Consider the following 18,097-nt stretch of genomic DNA (forward strand, 5'->3'; position numbering starts at 1 on the left):
TGTGTTTGCAACCGCCCTCAGCGATGCCATGAATCTGGCAGTCCACCTCGCGGTGGCCCTGAGTTCCACCGCCGCACCGACACCGCATCCCACCAACGCCGCGGCAGCAGGCTCGGCCGCCGGTCAGGCTGCGGAAACGAACGCGTCCAGCACCAGCGCGGACGTCGCGACGACTCTCGGCCCGACCGGCATGCTGCTGCTCCTCGCGGTCGCCGTCTTCGCCGCGTACGTCGTCTCGCTGTCGTTGCACCCGAACCGGAAGTGCAACCGCTGCAAGGGCGCCGGACGGCACAAAGGCGCGTTCTTCAGCTACGCGCAGCGCCCCTGCAACAGCTGCAAGGGTCGCGGTGTGCATCCCCGACTAGGACGCAAGGTGCTCTTCAGGACCCCCTGATCCAGGGCCGTTCCCGTCAGCAGGTCAAGGAACCTCAGGCCCAGAGCTGGCCCTCGAGACGGTCCTCGGCCTCGTCGATCGTGCCCTCGTAGGCACCAGTCGATAGGTACTTCCAGCCACCGTCGGCCACCACGAAGGCGATGTCCGCGGTCTGACCGTCGCGGACGCACTTGGCCGCCTGGCCGAGGGCCGCATGCAGGATCGCCCCGGTGGAGATCCCCGCGAAGATGCCTTCGTTGTCCAGCAGCTCCCGGACCCGGCGTACGGCGTCTCGTGGGCCGACCGAGAACCGAGCGTCGATCAGCGTCTCGTCGTACAACTCGGGGACGAAGCCCTCGTCGAGGTTGCGCAGGCCGTAGACCAGTTCGCCGTACCGGGGTTCGGCGGCGACGATCCGGACCTCGGGCTTGTGCTCACGGAAGAACCGCCCGGCGCCCATCAGCGTGCCGGTGGTGCCGAGGCCCGCGACGAAGTGCGTCACCGAGGGGAGGTCGGCGAGGATCTCCCGGGCCGTGCCGTCGTAGTGCGCGGCCGCGTTCGAGGGGTTGCCGTACTGGTAGAGCATCACCCAGTCCGGGTGCTCCTCCGCGACCTGCTTGGCCACCCGGACGGCCTCGTTCGAACCACCGGCGGCCGGGGACGAGATGATCTCGACCCCCCACATCCGCAGGATCTGCCGGCGTTCCTCGGAGGTGTTCTCCGGCATCACGCAGACCATCCGGTAGCCGCGCAGCTTGGCCGCCATCGCGAGCGAGATCCCGGTGTTGCCCGAGGTCGGCTCGAGGATGGTGTTGCCCGGTCGCAGCCGGCCGTCCTTCTCGGCGTCCAGCAGCATCCGCAGCGCGGCCCGGTCCTTGATCGAGCCGGTCGGGTTGTGGTCCTCCAGCTTGGCCCACAACCGCACGTCAGCGGTCGGGGACAACCGCGGCAGGCCGACCAGCGGAGTACCGCCGACGGAGTCGAGCAGACTGTCGAAGCGCATGACCGGGGCTCCGTCAGCCGCCGGCGACCGCGGGCAGTACGACGACCACGTCGCCGTCCTTCACCTCGGTCTTGAGGCCACCGGTGAAGCGCACGTCCTCGTCGTTCACGTACACGTTGACGAACCGGCGAAGCTCCTCCGGCCGGCCCTCCACGATCCGCTCCTTCAGGCCCGGGTGGCTGCCGTTCACGTCGTCGATGAACTCGGAAAGCGTGCTACCCGCCCCATTCACCGCCTTCTCGCCGCCGGTATACGTGCGCAGGATCGTCGGAACCCGCAGTTCGATCGCCATATCAGTTCTCTCCTCGGTCTTTACCTGTAACCAACATCCGCCGCACTCCGGCTCATTCCGCCGGGTAGGCGGCGACCACCTGGACCTCTTCCTCGGTGACCTCGCCGTCGATGATCCGGTACGACCTGAACTCCACCGGTCCGTCGTACGACGGGGAGTCGGCGCCGTCCCGGGTCGAGACCAGCACGTAGTGCGCGCCGGGCTCCTGGGCCAGGTTGATGTCGGTGCGCGACGGGTACGCCTCGGTGGCGGTGTGCGAGTGGTAGATCACCACGGGCTCCTCGTCGCGGGAGTCCATCTCCTTGTACAACCGGAACAGATCGCCCGAGTCGAACTCGTAGAACGTCGGCGACATTGCCGCGTTCAGCATCGGGATGAACCGCGCCGGCCGGTCCGACCCCTCCGGCCCGGCGACCACGCCACACGCCTCGTCCGGGTGGTCCCGGCGAGCATGGTCCACGATCGCCTCGTACGTCGCGGTGTCGATGATCAGCACGCCCCCACGGTACGGCGACCGCCGCACCCACCCCGCCAACAGCGAGGTCGGTCCAATATGCGGACAGGTGCTACCAGCGGTTGTTGACCTGAGGGCGGATCAGCTCGTCGTAGACGGTCTGGACGACCTTCAGTTGGCCTACGGTGAGCGGTGCGAGGGCGGCGGCGCCGAGGTTGCCCTGGACCTGGGACGGGTTGCGAGCGCCCGGGATGACGACCGAGACGCCGGGCTGGTCGAGGATCCAGCGGAGGGCGAACTGGGCCATGGTGGCACCCTCGGGGACGATCGGGATCAGCCGCTTCACCGCTTGCAGGCCAGTGCCGAAGTCGACGCCGGAGAAGGTCTCGCCGACGTCGAAGGCCTCGCCCTTGCGGTTGAAGTTGCGGTGGTCGTCCGCGCCGAAGGTGGTGTTCTCGTCGTACTTGCCGGACAGCAGGCCGCTCGCCAGTGGGACCCGGGCGATGATGCCGACACCGGCCCGCTCAGCGGCCGGGAGCACCTCGTCGAGCGGCTTCAGCCGGAACGCGTTCAGGATGATCTGCACCGACGCCACGTTCGGCCGCGCGATCGCCGTCAGCGCCTCCGCGCAGGTCTCCACGCTCACCCCGTACGCCGCGACGCGCCGCTCCTGCACCAACGTGTCGAGCGCGTCGAACACGGCGTCGGTGGAGTACACCTCGGTCGGCGGGCAGTGCAGCTGGACCAGGTCGATCGTGTCGACACCCAGATTCTCCCGGGAGCGGTCGTTCCAGGCGCGGAAGGCGTCCAGGTTGTAGTTCGAGGGGATCTGCTCGACCCGGCGGCCCATCTTGGTGGCCACCGTCAGCTCCGGGTGCTCCTTCAGCACCTTGCCGACGAGTCGCTCGCTGCGCCCGTCGCCGTACACGTCGGCGGTGTCGATGAAGGTGACGCCGCCCTCGACAGCCGAGTTCAGGACGGCGAGCGCGTCGCTCTCGTCCACCTCGCCCCAGTCCGCCCCGAGCTGCCAGGCCCCCAGCCCGACCACACCGACATCCCGACCGGTCCGACCCAACGTCCGCTTCTCCATGCCGCCAACACTAGTGCCGGGCTCGCGGCGCGGCGGCCGGAGTACGGATGATCGGCGGTCAGCGGATGTTGTGGAGCAAGGCGGACTGGAGGTAGCCGAGCCAGTCGTAGAGGTCGTAGGTGAGGCGCCGGGGATCGTCGTCTGGCAGCTTCTCCCAGACGGAGTAGTCGTCCTCCTCCTTGATGTCCAGGCGGGTGCCGATCGCCAGCCGGAGGTCGTTCAGCGCGCGGAGCCAGGCGAGCTGGTCGTCGCCCTCGAGCACGATCCCGTCCTCCACCGCGTCGGCGTCCTCCAGCGCGGCGAGGACCCGCTTGGCGTCGGACGCCTTGCCGTCGCGCAATCCGCGCTCGGTGAACCGCCGGAACTCCGACGACGCCTGGTCGTCCGCGTTGTACGCGTCCGGCAGCAACCGCTGCAGTACCACGTCCTCCGGCGGCGAGGTGGGCCCGTCGTTGTCGAGCAGGGCCGCCAGCGGGTCGCTCGACTCGCTCACGCGCGGCGGCATCCCGTCGTACAGCAGCTCCACCAGGTTGCGGAGCAGGTTCGCAAGGATGTCGGCCTCGTGCTCGGCGAAGCTGACGATCACGGTCTTCTTGCGCTTGCGGAACCTCGTCACGACTTCTCGCAGGTGGCCCAGAGGCCGTAGCTGTGCATGGCTTCGACGTCGCGTTCCATCGCCTCGCGGTTGCCGTTCGACACGACGGACTTGCCCTCCTGGTGGACCTGCATCATCAGCTTCTCCGCCTTCTGCTTGGAGTAGCCGAAGTACGTCTGGAAGACGAACGTGACGTAGTCCATCAGGTTGACCGGGTCGTTCCAGACGATGGTCACCCACGGTGGGCTCAACTCGATCGCCTCGTCGACTTCGGGGCTCTCGAGCTCGCTCGGTGCGGTGGTCACTTACCCATTCTCTCCATCATCGGTTCCCGCCTCGCAAGAGGCAGTGTCCTCCGCGGTCGTTCGTGCTTCAGCTCCGGTGCCTGGGCACCGGAGATGTGCACGAACGACCGACGGAGGACACTACATCTGTGAACGCTACGACAGCGCTGCTGACGGACCACTACGAGCTGACCATGCTGCAGGCCAGTCTCGCCGACGGCACGGCGCATCGCCGGTCCGTCTTCGAGCTGTTCGCCCGCCGCCTGCCCGACGGGCGCCGGTACGGCGTGGTCGCGGGCGTGAACCGGCTGCTCGACGCCCTCGAGCGGTTCCGGTTCGACGAGCAGACGGTCGCCTTCCTGACCGACCGGGGCATCGTCGACCAGGCGGCGGCCGACTGGCTGGCGGACTACCGGTTCACCGGCGACATCTCCGGCTACGCCGACGGGGAGATCTTCTTCCCCGGATCGCCGGTCTTGATCGTGGAGTCCAGCTTCGCCGAGGCGGTGCTGCTGGAAACCGTGTTCCTGTCCATCCTGAACCACGACTCCGCCGTCGCCAGCGCGGCGTCCCGGATGACCTGGTGGGCCGGCGGCCGCCCCTGCATCGAGATGGGCTCGCGCCGTACCCACGAGGAGGCGGCCGTCGCCTCGGCGCTCGCGGCGTACATCGCGGGCTTCGCGACGACCTCCAACGTGGAGGCGGCCCGGCGGTACGGGATCCCCAGCGCCGGTACTGCGGCGCATGCGTTCACCCTGCTGCACGACACCGAGCGGGACGCCTTCATCTCCCAGGTGGATGCCCTGGGCAAGGGAACCACGCTGCTGGTGGACACCTACGACCTGACCGAGGCTGTGGCGATGGCGATCGACGTGGCCGGTACCGACCTCGGCGCGGTCCGGCTGGACTCCGGCGACCTGCCGTCGCTGGCGGGTCAGGTCCGCGACCAGCTCGACTCGCTGGGCGCCACCAAGACCCGGATCATCGTGACCAGCGATCTCGACGAGTACCAGATCGCGGCCCTCGCGCCCGCGGCCGTCGACGGGTACGGCGTGGGCACGTCGCTGGTGACCGGCAGCGGCTATCCGACCTGCGGGTTCGTCTACAAGCTGGTCGCTCGCGAGGACTCCAGCGGCGCGTTGCTGCCGGTGGCCAAGAAGAGCCCGGACAAGATCTCGATCGGCGGCCGCAAGTACGCGTTGCGCCGCCGCTCGGCCAAGGGTGTCGCCGAGGTCGAGCTGATCGGCGTCGGCGAGCCGCCGGTGGACGACGGCGACGACCGTGACCTGCTGAAGCCGCTGGTCGAGGCCGGCAAGATCGTCGGCCGGACCACCCCGGACGAGTCGCAGGCGCACCACCTCAAGGTCCGCGACGAACTCCCCCGCAGCGCGAGCCAGCTCAGCCGCGGCGAGCCGGCCATCCCGACTGAGTACATCGGCGACCTGAACGCCCGCAATCCCTTCGCCTCCCGGAGCGCGAGGTGACCACAGCCGACGGCACTGCGGAGCGCGAGGTGAACGCAGGCGACGGTACTGCGGAGCGCGGACAGCCCGCCGCGGCCGGCGAGCCGTCGCGGTGGGACCCCGATGCTCCAGCCAGCGGCGGGGACATCCTGATCGCCCTGCGGTTCGCCGATCGCGCGGCCCGCAAGGCGGTCAGCGACGAGCTCACCGGCACCGGCGTCCACACCGGCCAGGAGATCGTGCTCGCCAAGCTGCTGCACCTCGGCTCGCTCCCGGTCGCCCAGCTGGCCAAGGTCCTGGACGTCGAGGTCCCCACCGCCACCCGCACGACCCAGCGGATGGAGGCAGCCGGCCTGGTCCGCCGGCTGAAGAACACCACCGACGCCCGCCAGGTCAGCATCGAACTCACAGACCGCGGCAAGGAACTGGCCAAGACCGTCAAGCAACTCCACGCCCAAGCAGGCGACCGCGCCCTCCAGGGCATCTCCCCCGAACACCGCCGCGTCCTCCGCAACCTCCTCTGGACCATCACCGCCAACATCGACGAACTCCCCGGCTAGAACCGCCTCCCCCGCGCGGCTCCGCGAAGTCAGACCGGCAGCGACCAACCCACATGGCCGTCCCCCGAAAACCGGCACTTTGTGCACCATCCGAGCAGATCCCGGCGATCCGGAGACTCAGTCGATGCACAAAGTGCGGCAGCCACTTCCTTGCCGGACGAATCGCTGACTGGGTCGTGGCGCTGGTGATGGCGGTCAGTCTCTTAGGACCGCCCAGGCTCCGGCCGGCACCGTGAATTCGTCGCCAAAGGTCTCGCCGGTTAGTAGGTCGACGCCATTGCCGGGTAGGGCGACGGGGTGCGAGGTGTGGTTGAGGATGAAGCGCCAGCGGGTTTTGCCGGAGCTTCGGGTGATCACCTCGACGCCTTCCGGTAGGGCGGGTGGAGTGATGCCGGCGGCGCGGATCACCTTGTCTACAAGGGACTTGTACGACGGGTCGTCGAGCCAGGTGGAGACGTACCAGGCGTTGTGGTGACGGGTGATCGCGGGCAAACCGTCGAGTGGTCCGCCCTGGTAGCGGGCGAGGGCCTCGGCGCCTTCGAGGCGGAGGCGCTCGCTCCAGCCTGTACCGCGATCACCCGTGTCCAGGTCGACCGAGTCCACCGGCAGGAACTCCTCCACCCGGAGACCGAGGACGTCCCGGAAGGCACCGGGATAGCCGCCGAGGCGGATCTGCGAGGTGGCGTCGGCGATCCCGCTCAACGAGGTCACCAGCAGTTGCCCACCACCCTCGGCGTACCGGTTGATCGCGGCGGCGGCCTCGTCGGAGACCAGGTAGAGGCTCGGCACGATGACGGCGCGGTACCGGCTCAGATCTCCTGTGGGGTGGGCAAAATCGGCGCTGACACCCAACGACCACAATTGCCGGTGCGCCGCTCGTACGGCGGCCAGATAGTCGATCTCGGGCGACGGCAGACCCGGGCCGTCGGTCGCCCACCAGGACTCGGCGTCCCACAGGATCGCCACCTCGGCGTCGACCGCACCCTCGTCGGCCTCCGCGAGCCTCGGCAACGCCTCACCCAGCGCGGTGATCTCGCGGAAGGCCCGGCTGTCCGGACCCGCGTGCGGAACCATCGCGGTGTGGAAACGCTCGGACCCACCCCGGGACGCACGCCACTGGAAGAACAGCGATCCCCGCGAACCCCGAGCGATGTGCGAGACGCTGTGCCGGGTCATCCGACCGGGCTCCTTGGCATGCATCCGGCCGCCGTCGCTGAGCGAGCCGGCCGCCTGCTCCATCAGCAGCCACGAACCACCACCGGCCCAGGACCGCGCCAGGTCCGCACCGAAGGCGGTCTGCTGCTCGGCCTCGATCCCCGCACCCTCCGGATAGTGGTCGATGGCAACCAGATCCACCTCGCGGGCCCAGCGCCAGTGATCCACCGGCACCCATGACCCGAACACGAAGTTGGTCGTGATCGGGATCCCCGGGCTCAGCGACCGCAGTACCGCTTTCTGTTCTCTGTACGCCGTAAGGAGTTCGTCCGAGAAGAATCGGCGGAAGTCCAGCACCTGCGCGGGATTCGCCAGGTACTGGGTCCGCCGCGGCGGGAACACCTGCTCCCAAGCGGAGTACCCCTGGCTCCAGAAGGCGGTCGTCCACGCCTCGTTCAGCGCGGCCAACCCGCCATACCGGTCCTCCAACCACCGCCGGAAAGACACGGACACCTGGTCGCAGTAGCAGGTGGTGCCGTACTCGTTGTGCACATGCCACATCTCCAGCGCCGGGTGGCTGCCGTACCGCTCCCCCAGAGTCCGGGCGATCCCGACAGCGGCCTCCCGGTACGCCGGGCTGCACACGCAGTACGTGTCCCGACTGCCATGCAGAAGCCGTACGCCGTCAGCCGTGACGGGTAGAGCCTCCGGGTGGGCAAGGCTGAACCACGGTGGCGGAGAGGCTGTCGGAGTCGCCAGATTCACCCGGATCCCGTTACCCGCAAGGAGATCCAACACCCGGTCGAGCCAGCCGAACTCGTACCGGCCGGGCTCCGGCTCCAGGCTCGACCACGAGAACACCCCGACGGTCACCAGGTTCACCCCGGCCTGCCGCATCAACGCCATGTCCTCGGCCCACACCGCCGGGGACCACTGCTCCGGGTTGTAGTCGCCCCCGAAGTACAGCTCAGCCACCGAGCACGACCTTCACCTCGTACCGCTCGCAGACACCTTCGACCACCCGGCTCTGCGGTGCACCATCCACCAACGTCAGCTCGATCACCGCGGCAGTCTCCCCGTCCGGCCCGGGGAGACGGACACGGCCTACCTCGCCTTCGACCGGCTCGAACCAGCGCAACTCCACGTCTTCCACCCAGTCGTACTCAGGCCGATCGTCCACGGACCCGAAGGCGACCACCGCCCCCTGCCGGACCAGCAGCGGCAGCCTGTCAAACCCGTAGGTCCGAGTAACCCACCGAGAACCGGCCAGCCGCTCCCCGGTCAGCAGGTCCGTCCAAAGACCCTCCGGCAGGTAGAACCTGGTCTCCCCCTCGGCACTCATCACCGGAGCCACCAGCAGCTCGGGCCCGAGCATGTATTGCCGATCGAGATAGGCGACCGCCGGGTCTGAAGGGAACTCCAGCACCATCGGCCGCATCATCGGCGTACCAGCCGTGTGGGCCTCGGAGGCCGCCACCGCCAGGTAAGGCATCAGGGACAGCTTCAGCTTGGTGAACGAGCGCAGTACGTCGACTGCCTCGTCGTTGAAAGCCCACGGCACCCGGTAGGACCCTGAGCCGTGCAGCCGCGAGTGCGACGACAGCAGCCCGAACGGCACCCACCGCTTGAAGACAGCCGGGTCCGGCGTCCCCTCAAAGCCTCCGATGTCATGGCTCCAGTAGCCGAAACCCGAAGCGGCCAAGGACAATCCGCCCCGCAGCGACTCCGCCATCGCCTCGAACGTCGACTCGCAGTCGCCACCCCAGTGCACCGGGAACTGCTGCCCACCGGCCGTCGCCGACCGCGCGAACAGTAGTGCGTCGCCCTCGCCGCGGTTGTCCCGCAACAGGTCGAACACCGCCTCGTTGTAGAGGTGCGGGTAGTAGTTGTGCATCCGCCCGGGATCGGCCCCGTCGGACCAGACCACGTCCTCGGTCGGGATCCGCTCACCGAAGTCCGTCTTGAAGCAGTCCACTCCGATATCGATCAAGGCCTGCAGCTTCGAGCGGAACCACGCGGTCGCCGCCGGATTGGTGAAGTCGACGATCCCCATCCCTGCCTGCCACATGTCCCACTGCCAGACCGAGCCGTCCGCACGCTTCAGCAGATAGCCGAGCTCGCGACCCTCCTCGAAGAGCACCGAGCGCTGGGCGATGTACGGGTTGATCCAAAGGCTGATCCGCAGGCCCCGCGCCTTCAGCCGCTGGAGCATCCCCGCCGGGTCCGGGAACGCCGCGGGATCCCAGAGGAAGTCGCACCAGTGGAACTGCCGCATCCAGAAGCAGTCGAAGTGGAACACGCTCAGGGGCAGGTCCCGCTCGGCCATCCCGTCGACGAAGCTCGTCACCGTCGGCTCGTTGTAGTCGGTGGTGAACGAGGTCGACAACCACAACCCCATCGACCACGAGGGCACCCGAGCCGGCCGCCCGGTCAACCCGGTGTAGCGGGTGAGCACCTCCTTGGGCGTCGGCCCGTCGATGACGTAGTAGCTCAACTCCTGTCCCTCGACGCTGAACTGGTTGCGCGACACCACCTCAGACCCGAGCTCGAACGATACGTGCGCCGGCGTGTCCACCAGGACGCCGTACCCTGCGCTGCTCAGGTAGAACGGCACGTTCTTGTACGCCTGCTCGCTGGACGTGCCGCCGTCGGCGTTCCAGATGTCGACGACCTGCCCGTTCTTCACCAGCGGACCGAACCGCTCGCCCAGACCGTAGACCGTCTCACCCACGCCCAACGCCAACTGCTCGTGCACGTAGGTCCGCCCGGCCACATCGGTGATCAGCCCGACGCTGCCCGCGGCCGATCCGGTCACGAACCGTCCGTCCCGCTCGAACCGCACGTTCCAAGGTCCGTTGAGCGCGATCACCACGGTGAGCCCACCACTGGTCAGCCTCGCGGTCTCCGCATCCACCTCCACCTTGACCGGATGCTCGTCACCCTCGTTCAGCTTGTACGCCGGACGCGGTGGCCGGCCGCCGCTGTGATGCCGGACGCGGACGCCGATGATCCCGAGCGCGGGCGAGCTGAAGGTGATCGTGAACAGCGGCTGGTTGAGGGTGTCGCCGCGGTGCACGATCCGCTTGGCCGGTGCGTAGACGGTGAGCGAGCGTTCGCCGGCCTCGACACTCTCCACCTCGGCCGGCCGGAGCCTGGTCAGGCCCTCGCGAAGCTGCCAGTGGCCGTCAGTGAACTTCATCTACTGCCTCTCTGCTCGTGCACTCCTGGCCGCCTTCCCCTTCTTCGCCCTGCCGCTGGTCCCCCGGACCTCCAGCGCACACGGCAACAACTCCTGGTAGGTAGAACCGTCGTCCTCGGCGAGCCTTTTCAGCAGCACCCGGGTGGCCGCCGCGCCGAGCGCGGCCCCCGGAGAGGTCATCGCGGTCAGCGCGGGACTCGCCAGGTCGGCGACCACTTCCGAGGTCACCATCGACACCACCGAGACATCACCCGGTACATCGAGGCCGGCCTCGCGCAGTTCCGCGAGGATCCCGAGCGCGGCGTTCTCGTTCATCACCAGCACACCGGTCAACGCCGGGCGCTCCTCGCGCGCCCGCTGGATCGCGGCCCGGCCACCGGTGGCGGTGTCCTCGGTCGGCACCATCACACCGGTGATCCCGTGCCGCTCGAGTGCCGCCTGGAAGGCCGCCTCGGTCCGCTTGGCTGGGCCGTAACCGCTGGCCAGGCTGGCGGGCGAATGGTTGATGTAGGCAATCGTCTCGTGCCCGAGCTCGACCAGGTGCGCGACCGCGTCGTCCACGGTCTGCTCGAAATCGATGTCGACACAGGCCAGTCCGGCGCCGTCCTCGGTCCGCCCGATCAGCACGAACGGCGACTCCAGCTTCTGGAGCAGCTCGACCCGGCGGTCAGTCAGCTGCACCTCCATCACCAGGAACCCGTCCAGCAACCGCTGGGTCGCCAGCGACTGCAGCTCGTCGCTGTCAGCGGCGCCGACCGGACACAGCATCAGGTGATACCCGGCCTCGCGCGCGGCCTCGGTGGCACCGGTGACGAACGCGGTCTCGGTGGCACCCAGCCCACGCCCGGTGAGCGGCAGCAGCAGGCCGACGATGTTGCTCTTCCGGCTGGCCAGCCCGCGCGCCATCGCGTTCGGCTGGTAGTCGAGCTCGGCCATCGCCGCGAGCACCCGGTCCCGGGTCGCCTCGGAGATCGGCCGCGTCCCGGTCAGCACGTAGGACACCGTGCTCACCGACACCCCGGCTCGCCGAGCCACGTCGGTCATCGTCGCCATGTCCGCCTCCGACGATCATCGAAACGCTTCGTCGAAGCGTTTCGACAAAGCTAGGCCAAGGTCTCCGGGGCGTCAACAGTTGACCTGCACAGCGGGCAGTGATTGTTTGGCCTCAGGGTGCAAGGGGGGCCGGTCCGATGGCCAAGCTCAAGATGCGTGACGTCATCGTCGTGCTGCCCGGAATCACCGGCAGCGTGCTCTCGCAAGCGACCGGGAACGGCGACCGCCGCGACCTGTGGGACGTGTCCGGCCGGGCGCTGTGGTCCTATCTCCGCTCCCGCGGCGACAGCCTTCAGCAGCTCGCCGTACCGCAGCACGATCCCCGGTCCGACCCTCCCGCGACCGATGTCGCCGCGACCGGACTGGTCGACGGTTTCCACGGTGTCTTCGGCCTGGCGAAGATCGACGGCTACAAGCCGATCTACGACGCGTTGAAGAGCAGGTTCGACGTCACGCCCGGGAGTTGGCCAGACCCGCGGCCGGCGAATCTGCTGACGTTTCCCTACGACTGGCGCTTGAGCAACCGGGCCGGCGCACAGGCTTTCGAGGCCGGTATCCGGGACAAGCTGGCCGCCTGGCGCGACCACTCCGGCGAGCCCGAGGCGCGGTTGATCCTGGTCGCGCACAGCATGGGCGGGCTGGTGGCCCGCTACTGGCTCGAAGTACTCGAGGGATGGCGCGAGACCAAAGCCCTGGTGACGTTCGGTACGCCGTACCGCGGGTCGCTCGACGCGGTCGGCTATCTGGCCAACGGCTACAAGAGGGCCTTCGTCGACCTGACCGCGGTGCTGCTCAGCTGCCCGTCCGTCTACGAACTCCTGCCGATCTACAGGTCGGTGCAGCAGGACGGCCAGTGGATGCGCCCGAGCGAGGTTCGGTTGCCAGTCGTCGATCCTGGGTTCGAAGAGGTGGCGGCCGGCTATGTCGTGGCCGCCGCGGAGTTCCACGACGAGATCCGCTCGAAGGTCGACGAGCACGCCAACGACCCGGCGTACAACAAGGCGTACGCCGTCGTGCCCTTCGTCGGCGTCTACCAGGAGACGCAGCAGTCGGCTCTGCTGCAGGACAACCGACTCACGCTGACCAACGAGCTGCCGGGGTGGATCGAGGACGACATCTCCGGTGGTGACGGCACGGTGCCCCGGGTATCGGCCATCCCGATCGAGATGGAGTCCGCCTTCGGAGCCACCTTCGTCGGGGCCAGGCACAGCGGTCTGCAGAACAGCGCGTCGGCGCTCGACGACCTGGTCGAACGGCTCCGCCAGTCGCAGAGCAGGCACATGCGGGACATCCAGGGCAGCTACGCGCCAGGGATCACCGCCGTCGATCTCGTCGTCGACGACGTGTTCCTGCCGGACGAACCCGTCGTACTGCGCGCGCGGCTGGTCGACAGGGAGAACCACCCCGTCCAGTCCGTACTGCGGGTCGTGGTCGAGCCGACCGGCGGAGCGGGTGTCACCACGCAGATCGTGCTCCCCAGGACGGACGACTACGCCGTCGCCGAGCTGGGGGAGCTCGCGCCAGGCCAGTACCGGGCGACCGTCGGGGTGGCGGGTCCGCAGTACCAGGCCCTTCCGGTGACGGACGTGTTCGAGGTGGCCGGATGACCTGGCCGGTCTGGCCGAAGGGCAACGAGAAGGCTCTGGCGGGCTACGTGCTCGCGAGCACGGCCGGCTCGGTCCGGCTCGCGTCCCCGACCGCCGACGCGCACGCCGCGGGAGACCTGAGCCTGATCCTTCGCGAGCTGTACGAGGCACTGCTGGCGATGGACATCCGCTGGTCCCGCGAGATGTACCGCGCCGACGAGGCTCGCCAGGAAGTGCGTCCGCCCGACGCGATCCTGCGCGGTGCGGGTGACGGCACCTGTTTGGATCTGGCCCTGCTGCTGGCAGGAGCGGCCCTGGGCAAGGACCTGCTTCCCGTCGTCGTGGTGCTCGACGGACACGCCCTCATCGCGGTGTCGACGGGTACCGACAGGCGTCGCGCGGACAGCGGAGTCCGCAGGCAGCGCGAGAACGGCGGCGCGTTCACCGACGGGCTGTTGACGGACAGCGAGGTACTGCGCGAACTGGTCATGCGAGGCGAGTACACGTTGGTCGAGTGCACCGGCTTCGCGATGGCCAGGGACGCCATCAATCCGGCCACCCCCGAGGGCAGCGGGCGAACGGACGGACTGATGTCGTACGACCGCGCGACCGAGGCCGGACTGGAGCAACTGGCCTTCCCAGGGAGGGAGTTCCAGTTCGCCATCGACGTCGCCTATCTGCAGGACATCGTCGGGATCGAGGTCTACGACCCGAAGCCGGACGGCATGGAGCGGATCAACGCGGACCTGCGGCTGCGCTATCGCCAACTCATGGACGAGTACTCGTTCGTGGCGGGGCGGGATGAACAACTCAGCACCCTCGACCGCTTCATCGCCGACGAGCCGTCGGGCTACTGCCTGGTGACCGGTGACGCGGGCACCGGCAAGACGGCGCTGCTGGCCGAGTGGCTCCGGCGCCTCACCGACCGGGTCGACGTCAGCCCGGTCTATCACTTCATCAGCAGGCAGTACGGCACGGCCGACCGGCAGTTCGACTTCTTCCAATCGCTGCTGCAGCAGGCCTCCTGGGCGTGGGGCCGGCCGGTGAACGCGACCGGGTCGCTCGGCATCCTGGAGGCGAGCTGGCTGGATCTGCTGGATGCCGGCCGGCCGCCGCCGGCTCCGGTCGTCATCGTGATCGACGGCGTCGACGAGATCGAGGGATGGTCCCTGTCGAAGGCCACCCTCCCGCGGGAACTGCCCGCCGGAGTACACGTCGTGCTCTCCGCGCGATCCGTCGCGGGAACCGATTGGCCCAGGGAACTCGGCTTGCGGAACCCCCGGGTGCTGCGGCTCGGAACGTTCGACGACACCGCGGTACGCGCCATCCTCGAAGGCGCCGGCGCGCCCGCCTGGCTACTCGAACCGGAAGCCTTCGAAGTGCTCACCCAGCGCGCCCAGGGCGATCCGTTCTACGTCCGGCTGCTCTGCGACCTGGTCGTCGACCACGAGATCGACAACCTCGGCGATCTCGCCCGGGTCGAGCACGGCCTGCGGGACTACATCGGGGCATGGTGGGCCGATCTGACCCGATCGGCGCCCAACGCCGAAGTACGGACTCTGCTGTCGTATCTCACCGTCGCGCTCGCGCCGATGACGCAGGCCGAGCTGATCGACATCAGTGGGACCGACGGGCTCGACTTCTTCTCCTTCGGACCGGCCCTGAACACCGTGAAGCGTTATGTCCGCGGCGATCTCGAGGAGGTGGGCATCGCGTTCGCGCACTGGCGGCTCAAGGACTACGTCTCCCGTGGGCTGGGCATCGAGGGCACCCGGCAGGCGCGGGAAGCGATCCTGTCGTGGTGTGACCGCTGGCGTGAGCACCACTGCCGGTATGCCCTGGCCAAAGGGGTCAGCCACCATCTGGAGGAGGTCGCGAACACACCGCCCGCCGACCAAGGGGCCCGGCTACGCGCGATCGTCGAGCTCACCCGCAACCACGACTACCAGACGGCGCGGGTCGAGAAGGTCGGCGACGGCGCCGGCCTGGTGGCCGACATGAACCGGCTTGCCGCGGGGCTCGCCGAGGTCGAGCCCATCGACGTCAGCACGCTCGCGACCATGTCGTTGGAGTTCGTCGACGCCCGTACTCGCTGGCTGCAGCCGGCCGCCGTCTTCGACCTGGCCCGGCGCGGGCGCTGGGAGGAGGCCGTCTGGCGTCTCGAGCTGCTTCCGGCCGGAGACCTGTGGCGGACCGCCGCCCGGCTGTGCATCGCCTGGCTGGCGGTGGATCAGGCCGGCGACGAGGTGGGGCGGTTGCTGGACGACGACGGTGGCGGCTTGTCCCTGCTCGGGGAGTTGACTGCCAGAGTCCGCGGGGCGATGGCACGGGATCCCCAGCCTGCCGTGCCCTCGCCGGGGGCCGATGACGTCTTGCTCGACGAGGCGCAGCAGATCATCACGGCGCTGTCGGCCGGCAGCAACCTCGAGGGTCTGAGCTCCCGGGCGTCGAGCTATAGCGAGGGTCCCGATCAGTCACCGGAATTCAGCGTCGACGCCGAGGTCCAGGTGCTGGTGAACGCGGCGCTCGCGAACCCGGGCCACGGCGACGCGCTGCTGGACGCGTACATCGACCTGCAAGGCGCGAACCCGTACGCCGACTACCGGAACCGGGCGCTCGCGGTGCTCCTCGATGCCATCGTCCGGCTGCTCCCGGACCCGGCCCCGGCGCGCCTCCACATCGTCCACGTGGTGGAGAGCGCGCTGAACCCGTCTCCGGTCCGGTTCGGCGACTCTCTCCGGTTCAGCGTCGACCGACGGGCCGGCGCCGCCGCCCGGCCGGATCTCACCGCGACGGCGCAGGATCTCGAGCGCACGGCGGACTATCTGCTCGATCACGCCGAGGGCCAGCACACGCCGCACCACTCCGGTGGCAACGATCTCTGGTCGTTCCACCGGCGCCGCATGGCCGCGATGGCCGAGACGCTCGCTGGTGCCGGCGATCCGGTCACGGCCGGCCGGCTCCTGGACAAGGCCGCGGGTCTCCGGCTCGGCTTCGCTGGTTTCAGGGCGCCCGCATTCCTCACGCTGGCCGAGGCGAACCTCGTCGTACGGCCTGAGCTCCCGCAGCGAAGGCTCCGCTGTCTGGAGCTGGCGCGGCTGGCCGCGCACAACATCCAGGATCCACCGTTCGCCGCCCGGATGACGGCGATGGTGAACTGCCTGGCGCAGCGGCTGGAGCCGCCGGCCGACCTCCCTACGCAGGTCGAGAACTTCGTCTCCTCACCCTCGGCGCGAGCAGCCGACTTCGGCAGCATGCACAGGGTCGGCGAGCAGTTCTTCCTCCGCAGGCGCGAGGACCACGTCGCGATGGACGTCGTCTCCCAGGCCAACACGCTCGAGCGCCTCGCTCTCGACGTCTTCCACCTGCCCATCGCGGCCCTCGCATACGCCAATCCCGGTCACTCGCGCTCCGACGTCCTGCCGGACGGCTCCTGGGTCGTGGTACCGGACCCGGCGTTCGCGCCGATGATGGCCACGTGGCTGTCCGCCGAGGTCCTGGCCGCCAACCTGCCCGAGATCGAGACAACGGCACTCATCGCCCGCCTCGTGCCCGTTGCCCTCAGCAATCCCACGGCGCTCGACACGCTGCTTGCACGGCTGGTGGGAGCTGCGCCGACGGTCGAGATCGCCGCGCTGACCGAAGCCTTGCCCCTCGCGCAAACCTTCGAACCGCAGTCAGGCAGCGAGTACTACGCGTCCTAGCCCTCAGGCCGACGGCAGGTAGGTGTTCAGGTAGTCGTTGCGGAACTTGCCGGTCGGGTCGTACTTCGCGGCGAGGCTGATGAACTCGGGGACCTTCGGGTAGCACTCGCGGAGGGTGGCGGCGTCGGTGGTGAAGACCTTGCCCCAGTGCGGGCGGGCGCCGAGCGGAAGAATCGCGGCCTCGAGCGCCTCGACCACCGGGCGGATGGCGGCCTCGTCCTGGATCCACGTGAAGTGGAGTGCCACGGTGTCGCGGCCCTGGCTCGGGCTCAGCCAGAGGTCGTCCGCGGCGATCGTCCGCACCTCGGAGATCTGCAGGAGCCCCTCGAAGCGCTTGCCGAGGGTCCGCAGCTCCTCGAACGCCTGACCGGCCACGGCGCGCGGCAGGAAGTACTCCGACTGCAACTCCTCGCCGTTGCTCGGGGTGAACTCGAGGCGGAAGTGCGGCAGCCGTTCGTTCCACGGTCCGGGCACTCCACCCTGCTGGGTGGCGAAGTCGGCCGGCATCGCCTTGATCGGATGCCGGGCCCCATCCGCGATCCGCCCGCCGAACCACTCGGACTCGTAGGGCGTGCCGGCGCGCAGCTTGCGCCACACCATCACGTCGGGGTCGAGCCAGTCGGTGAAGGCGCTGACGCTGTACGCGCTGGCGAAGATCTCCTCGAAGTCCGGGCCGAGCCGCCCGACCGGGACCCCGTCGTACACGACCTGGCTGATCTCGTACGCCGGCCGGGTGTCGAGCGTGAGGCGGACCGTGACCCCGAGGGCGCCGAGCGAGATCACCGAGCCGAGGAAGTCGGGGTCGTCGCGGGTGAGCGTGACGAGCTCGCCGTCCGCGCCGATGAAGGTGATCGCGGAGACCGCCGAGGCAAGGGTGCCGTTGGTGTCGCCGGATCCGTGCGTGCCGGTGGAGCAGGCGCCCGCGACGGAGATGTGCGGCAACGACCCGAGGTTGTGCAGGGCTCGCCCCTCGGCCTGGAGCGCGGCGGTGAGCTCGCCGTACCGGAGGCCGGCGGAGACCGTGACGGAGTCGCCCTCGACGGTGATAACCCGCGGCAGGTCGGCCACCGAGACCAGGGTGCCGGTGGTGTCCGCGATCCGGTTGAACGAGTGCCCGGTCCCCAGCACCCGGACCCGATCCGAGTCCCTGACCAGCTCCTGCAGCTCCGGCACGGATTCCGGCCGCCGGACCTCCGTGGAGAAGGTGACGTTGCCGGCCCAGTTCGTCAGCTCGCCCATTCCGACACACCCTTCATCCCGCACCGACCGACCGGCACTCCCGTGTC

The 18,097-nt window shown here is 69.0% G+C and carries 15 protein-coding genes; 5 read left to right on the top strand and 10 right to left on the bottom strand.

The window, feature by feature from the left end:
- Positions 1–28: 28 nt before the first annotated feature.
- A complete protein-coding gene (locus EV644_RS01530; protein ID WP_132187316.1) occupies positions 29–394 on the top strand; it encodes a hypothetical protein in 366 nt (121 codons plus the stop codon).
- 34 nt (positions 395–428) lie between these two features.
- Here EV644_RS01530 and EV644_RS01535 read toward each other — a convergent pair whose 3' ends face one another.
- From EV644_RS01535 to clpS, 6 genes are all read right to left on the bottom strand, one after another.
- Positions 429–1,376 carry a PLP-dependent cysteine synthase family protein gene (locus tag EV644_RS01535; protein ID WP_132187315.1) on the bottom strand — a complete coding sequence of 316 codons (948 nt, stop codon included), beginning with the start codon at positions 1,374–1,376 and terminating at the stop codon, positions 429–431.
- 13 nt (positions 1,377–1,389) lie between these two features.
- A complete protein-coding gene (locus EV644_RS01540; RefSeq protein WP_132187314.1) occupies positions 1,390–1,668 on the bottom strand; it encodes a MoaD/ThiS family protein in 279 nt (92 codons plus the stop codon).
- A gap of 52 nt (positions 1,669–1,720) precedes the next feature.
- Positions 1,721–2,164, bottom strand: a complete 444-nt coding sequence (locus tag EV644_RS01545) for a M67 family metallopeptidase (protein ID WP_132187313.1) — start codon at positions 2,162–2,164, stop codon at positions 1,721–1,723.
- A 70-nt stretch (positions 2,165–2,234) separates the two neighbouring features.
- Entirely contained in the window at positions 2,235–3,212 is a 978-nt protein-coding gene (locus tag EV644_RS01550) for an aldo/keto reductase (protein ID WP_132187312.1), read from the bottom strand.
- A gap of 58 nt (positions 3,213–3,270) precedes the next feature.
- A complete protein-coding gene (locus EV644_RS01555) occupies positions 3,271–3,828 on the bottom strand; it encodes a DUF2017 domain-containing protein (RefSeq protein ID WP_132187311.1) in 558 nt (185 codons plus the stop codon).
- Positions 3,825–4,112, bottom strand: coding sequence for an ATP-dependent Clp protease adapter ClpS (gene clpS, locus EV644_RS01560; protein ID WP_132187310.1), 288 nt, complete (start codon positions 4,110–4,112; stop codon positions 3,825–3,827). Before clpS ends, EV644_RS01555 begins: the two co-directional genes overlap by 4 nt.
- 173 nt (positions 4,113–4,285) lie before the next feature.
- Here clpS and EV644_RS01565 point away from each other — a divergent pair, with 173 nt between their 5' ends.
- Positions 4,286–5,575: a nicotinate phosphoribosyltransferase gene (locus tag EV644_RS01565; RefSeq protein ID WP_241997914.1), complete on the top strand. Its 1,290-nt coding sequence runs from the start codon at positions 4,286–4,288 to the stop codon at positions 5,573–5,575.
- Positions 5,572–6,114, top strand: a complete 543-nt coding sequence (locus EV644_RS01570) for a MarR family winged helix-turn-helix transcriptional regulator (protein ID WP_241997845.1) — start codon at positions 5,572–5,574, stop codon at positions 6,112–6,114. The genes EV644_RS01565 and EV644_RS01570 overlap by 4 nt, the downstream gene beginning before the upstream one ends.
- A 195-nt stretch (positions 6,115–6,309) precedes the next feature.
- Here EV644_RS01570 and EV644_RS01575 read toward each other — a convergent pair whose 3' ends face one another.
- From EV644_RS01575 to EV644_RS01585, 3 genes are read right to left on the bottom strand one after another with little or no spacing between them, the layout of a single operon-like run.
- Entirely contained in the window at positions 6,310–8,244 is a 1,935-nt protein-coding gene (locus EV644_RS01575) for a beta-galactosidase (protein WP_132187308.1), read from the bottom strand.
- Complete coding sequence (yicI, locus tag EV644_RS01580; protein WP_132187307.1) at positions 8,237–10,468, bottom strand: alpha-xylosidase; 2,232 nt, start codon at positions 10,466–10,468, stop codon at positions 8,237–8,239. The genes EV644_RS01575 and yicI overlap by 8 nt, the downstream gene beginning before the upstream one ends.
- The gene (locus EV644_RS01585; protein ID WP_132187306.1) at positions 10,469–11,521 is read right to left on the bottom strand and encodes a LacI family DNA-binding transcriptional regulator; all 1,053 of its coding nucleotides are present in this window, start codon (positions 11,519–11,521) and stop codon (positions 10,469–10,471) included.
- 137 nt (positions 11,522–11,658) lie between these two features.
- Between EV644_RS01585 and EV644_RS01590 the strand changes: the two genes are divergently transcribed.
- Both EV644_RS01590 and EV644_RS01595 read left to right on the top strand, forming a co-directional pair.
- Positions 11,659–13,128 carry a lipase/acyltransferase domain-containing protein gene (locus EV644_RS01590; protein WP_132187305.1) on the top strand — a complete coding sequence of 490 codons (1,470 nt, stop codon included), beginning with the start codon at positions 11,659–11,661 and terminating at the stop codon, positions 13,126–13,128.
- Positions 13,125–16,811, top strand: coding sequence for an AAA family ATPase (locus EV644_RS01595; RefSeq protein WP_132187304.1), 3,687 nt, complete (start codon positions 13,125–13,127; stop codon positions 16,809–16,811). Before EV644_RS01590 ends, EV644_RS01595 begins: the two co-directional genes overlap by 4 nt.
- Positions 16,812–16,814: 3 nt before the next feature.
- Here the strand turns inward: EV644_RS01595 and EV644_RS01600 are convergent, their stop codons facing one another.
- A complete protein-coding gene (locus EV644_RS01600; protein WP_132187303.1) occupies positions 16,815–18,050 on the bottom strand; it encodes a D-arabinono-1,4-lactone oxidase in 1,236 nt (411 codons plus the stop codon).
- Positions 18,051–18,097 lie beyond the last annotated feature (47 nt).

This window comes from Kribbella orskensis (assembly GCF_004342085.1).
GTDB classification, from domain to species: Bacteria; Actinomycetota; Actinomycetes; order Propionibacteriales; family Kribbellaceae; genus Kribbella; species Kribbella orskensis.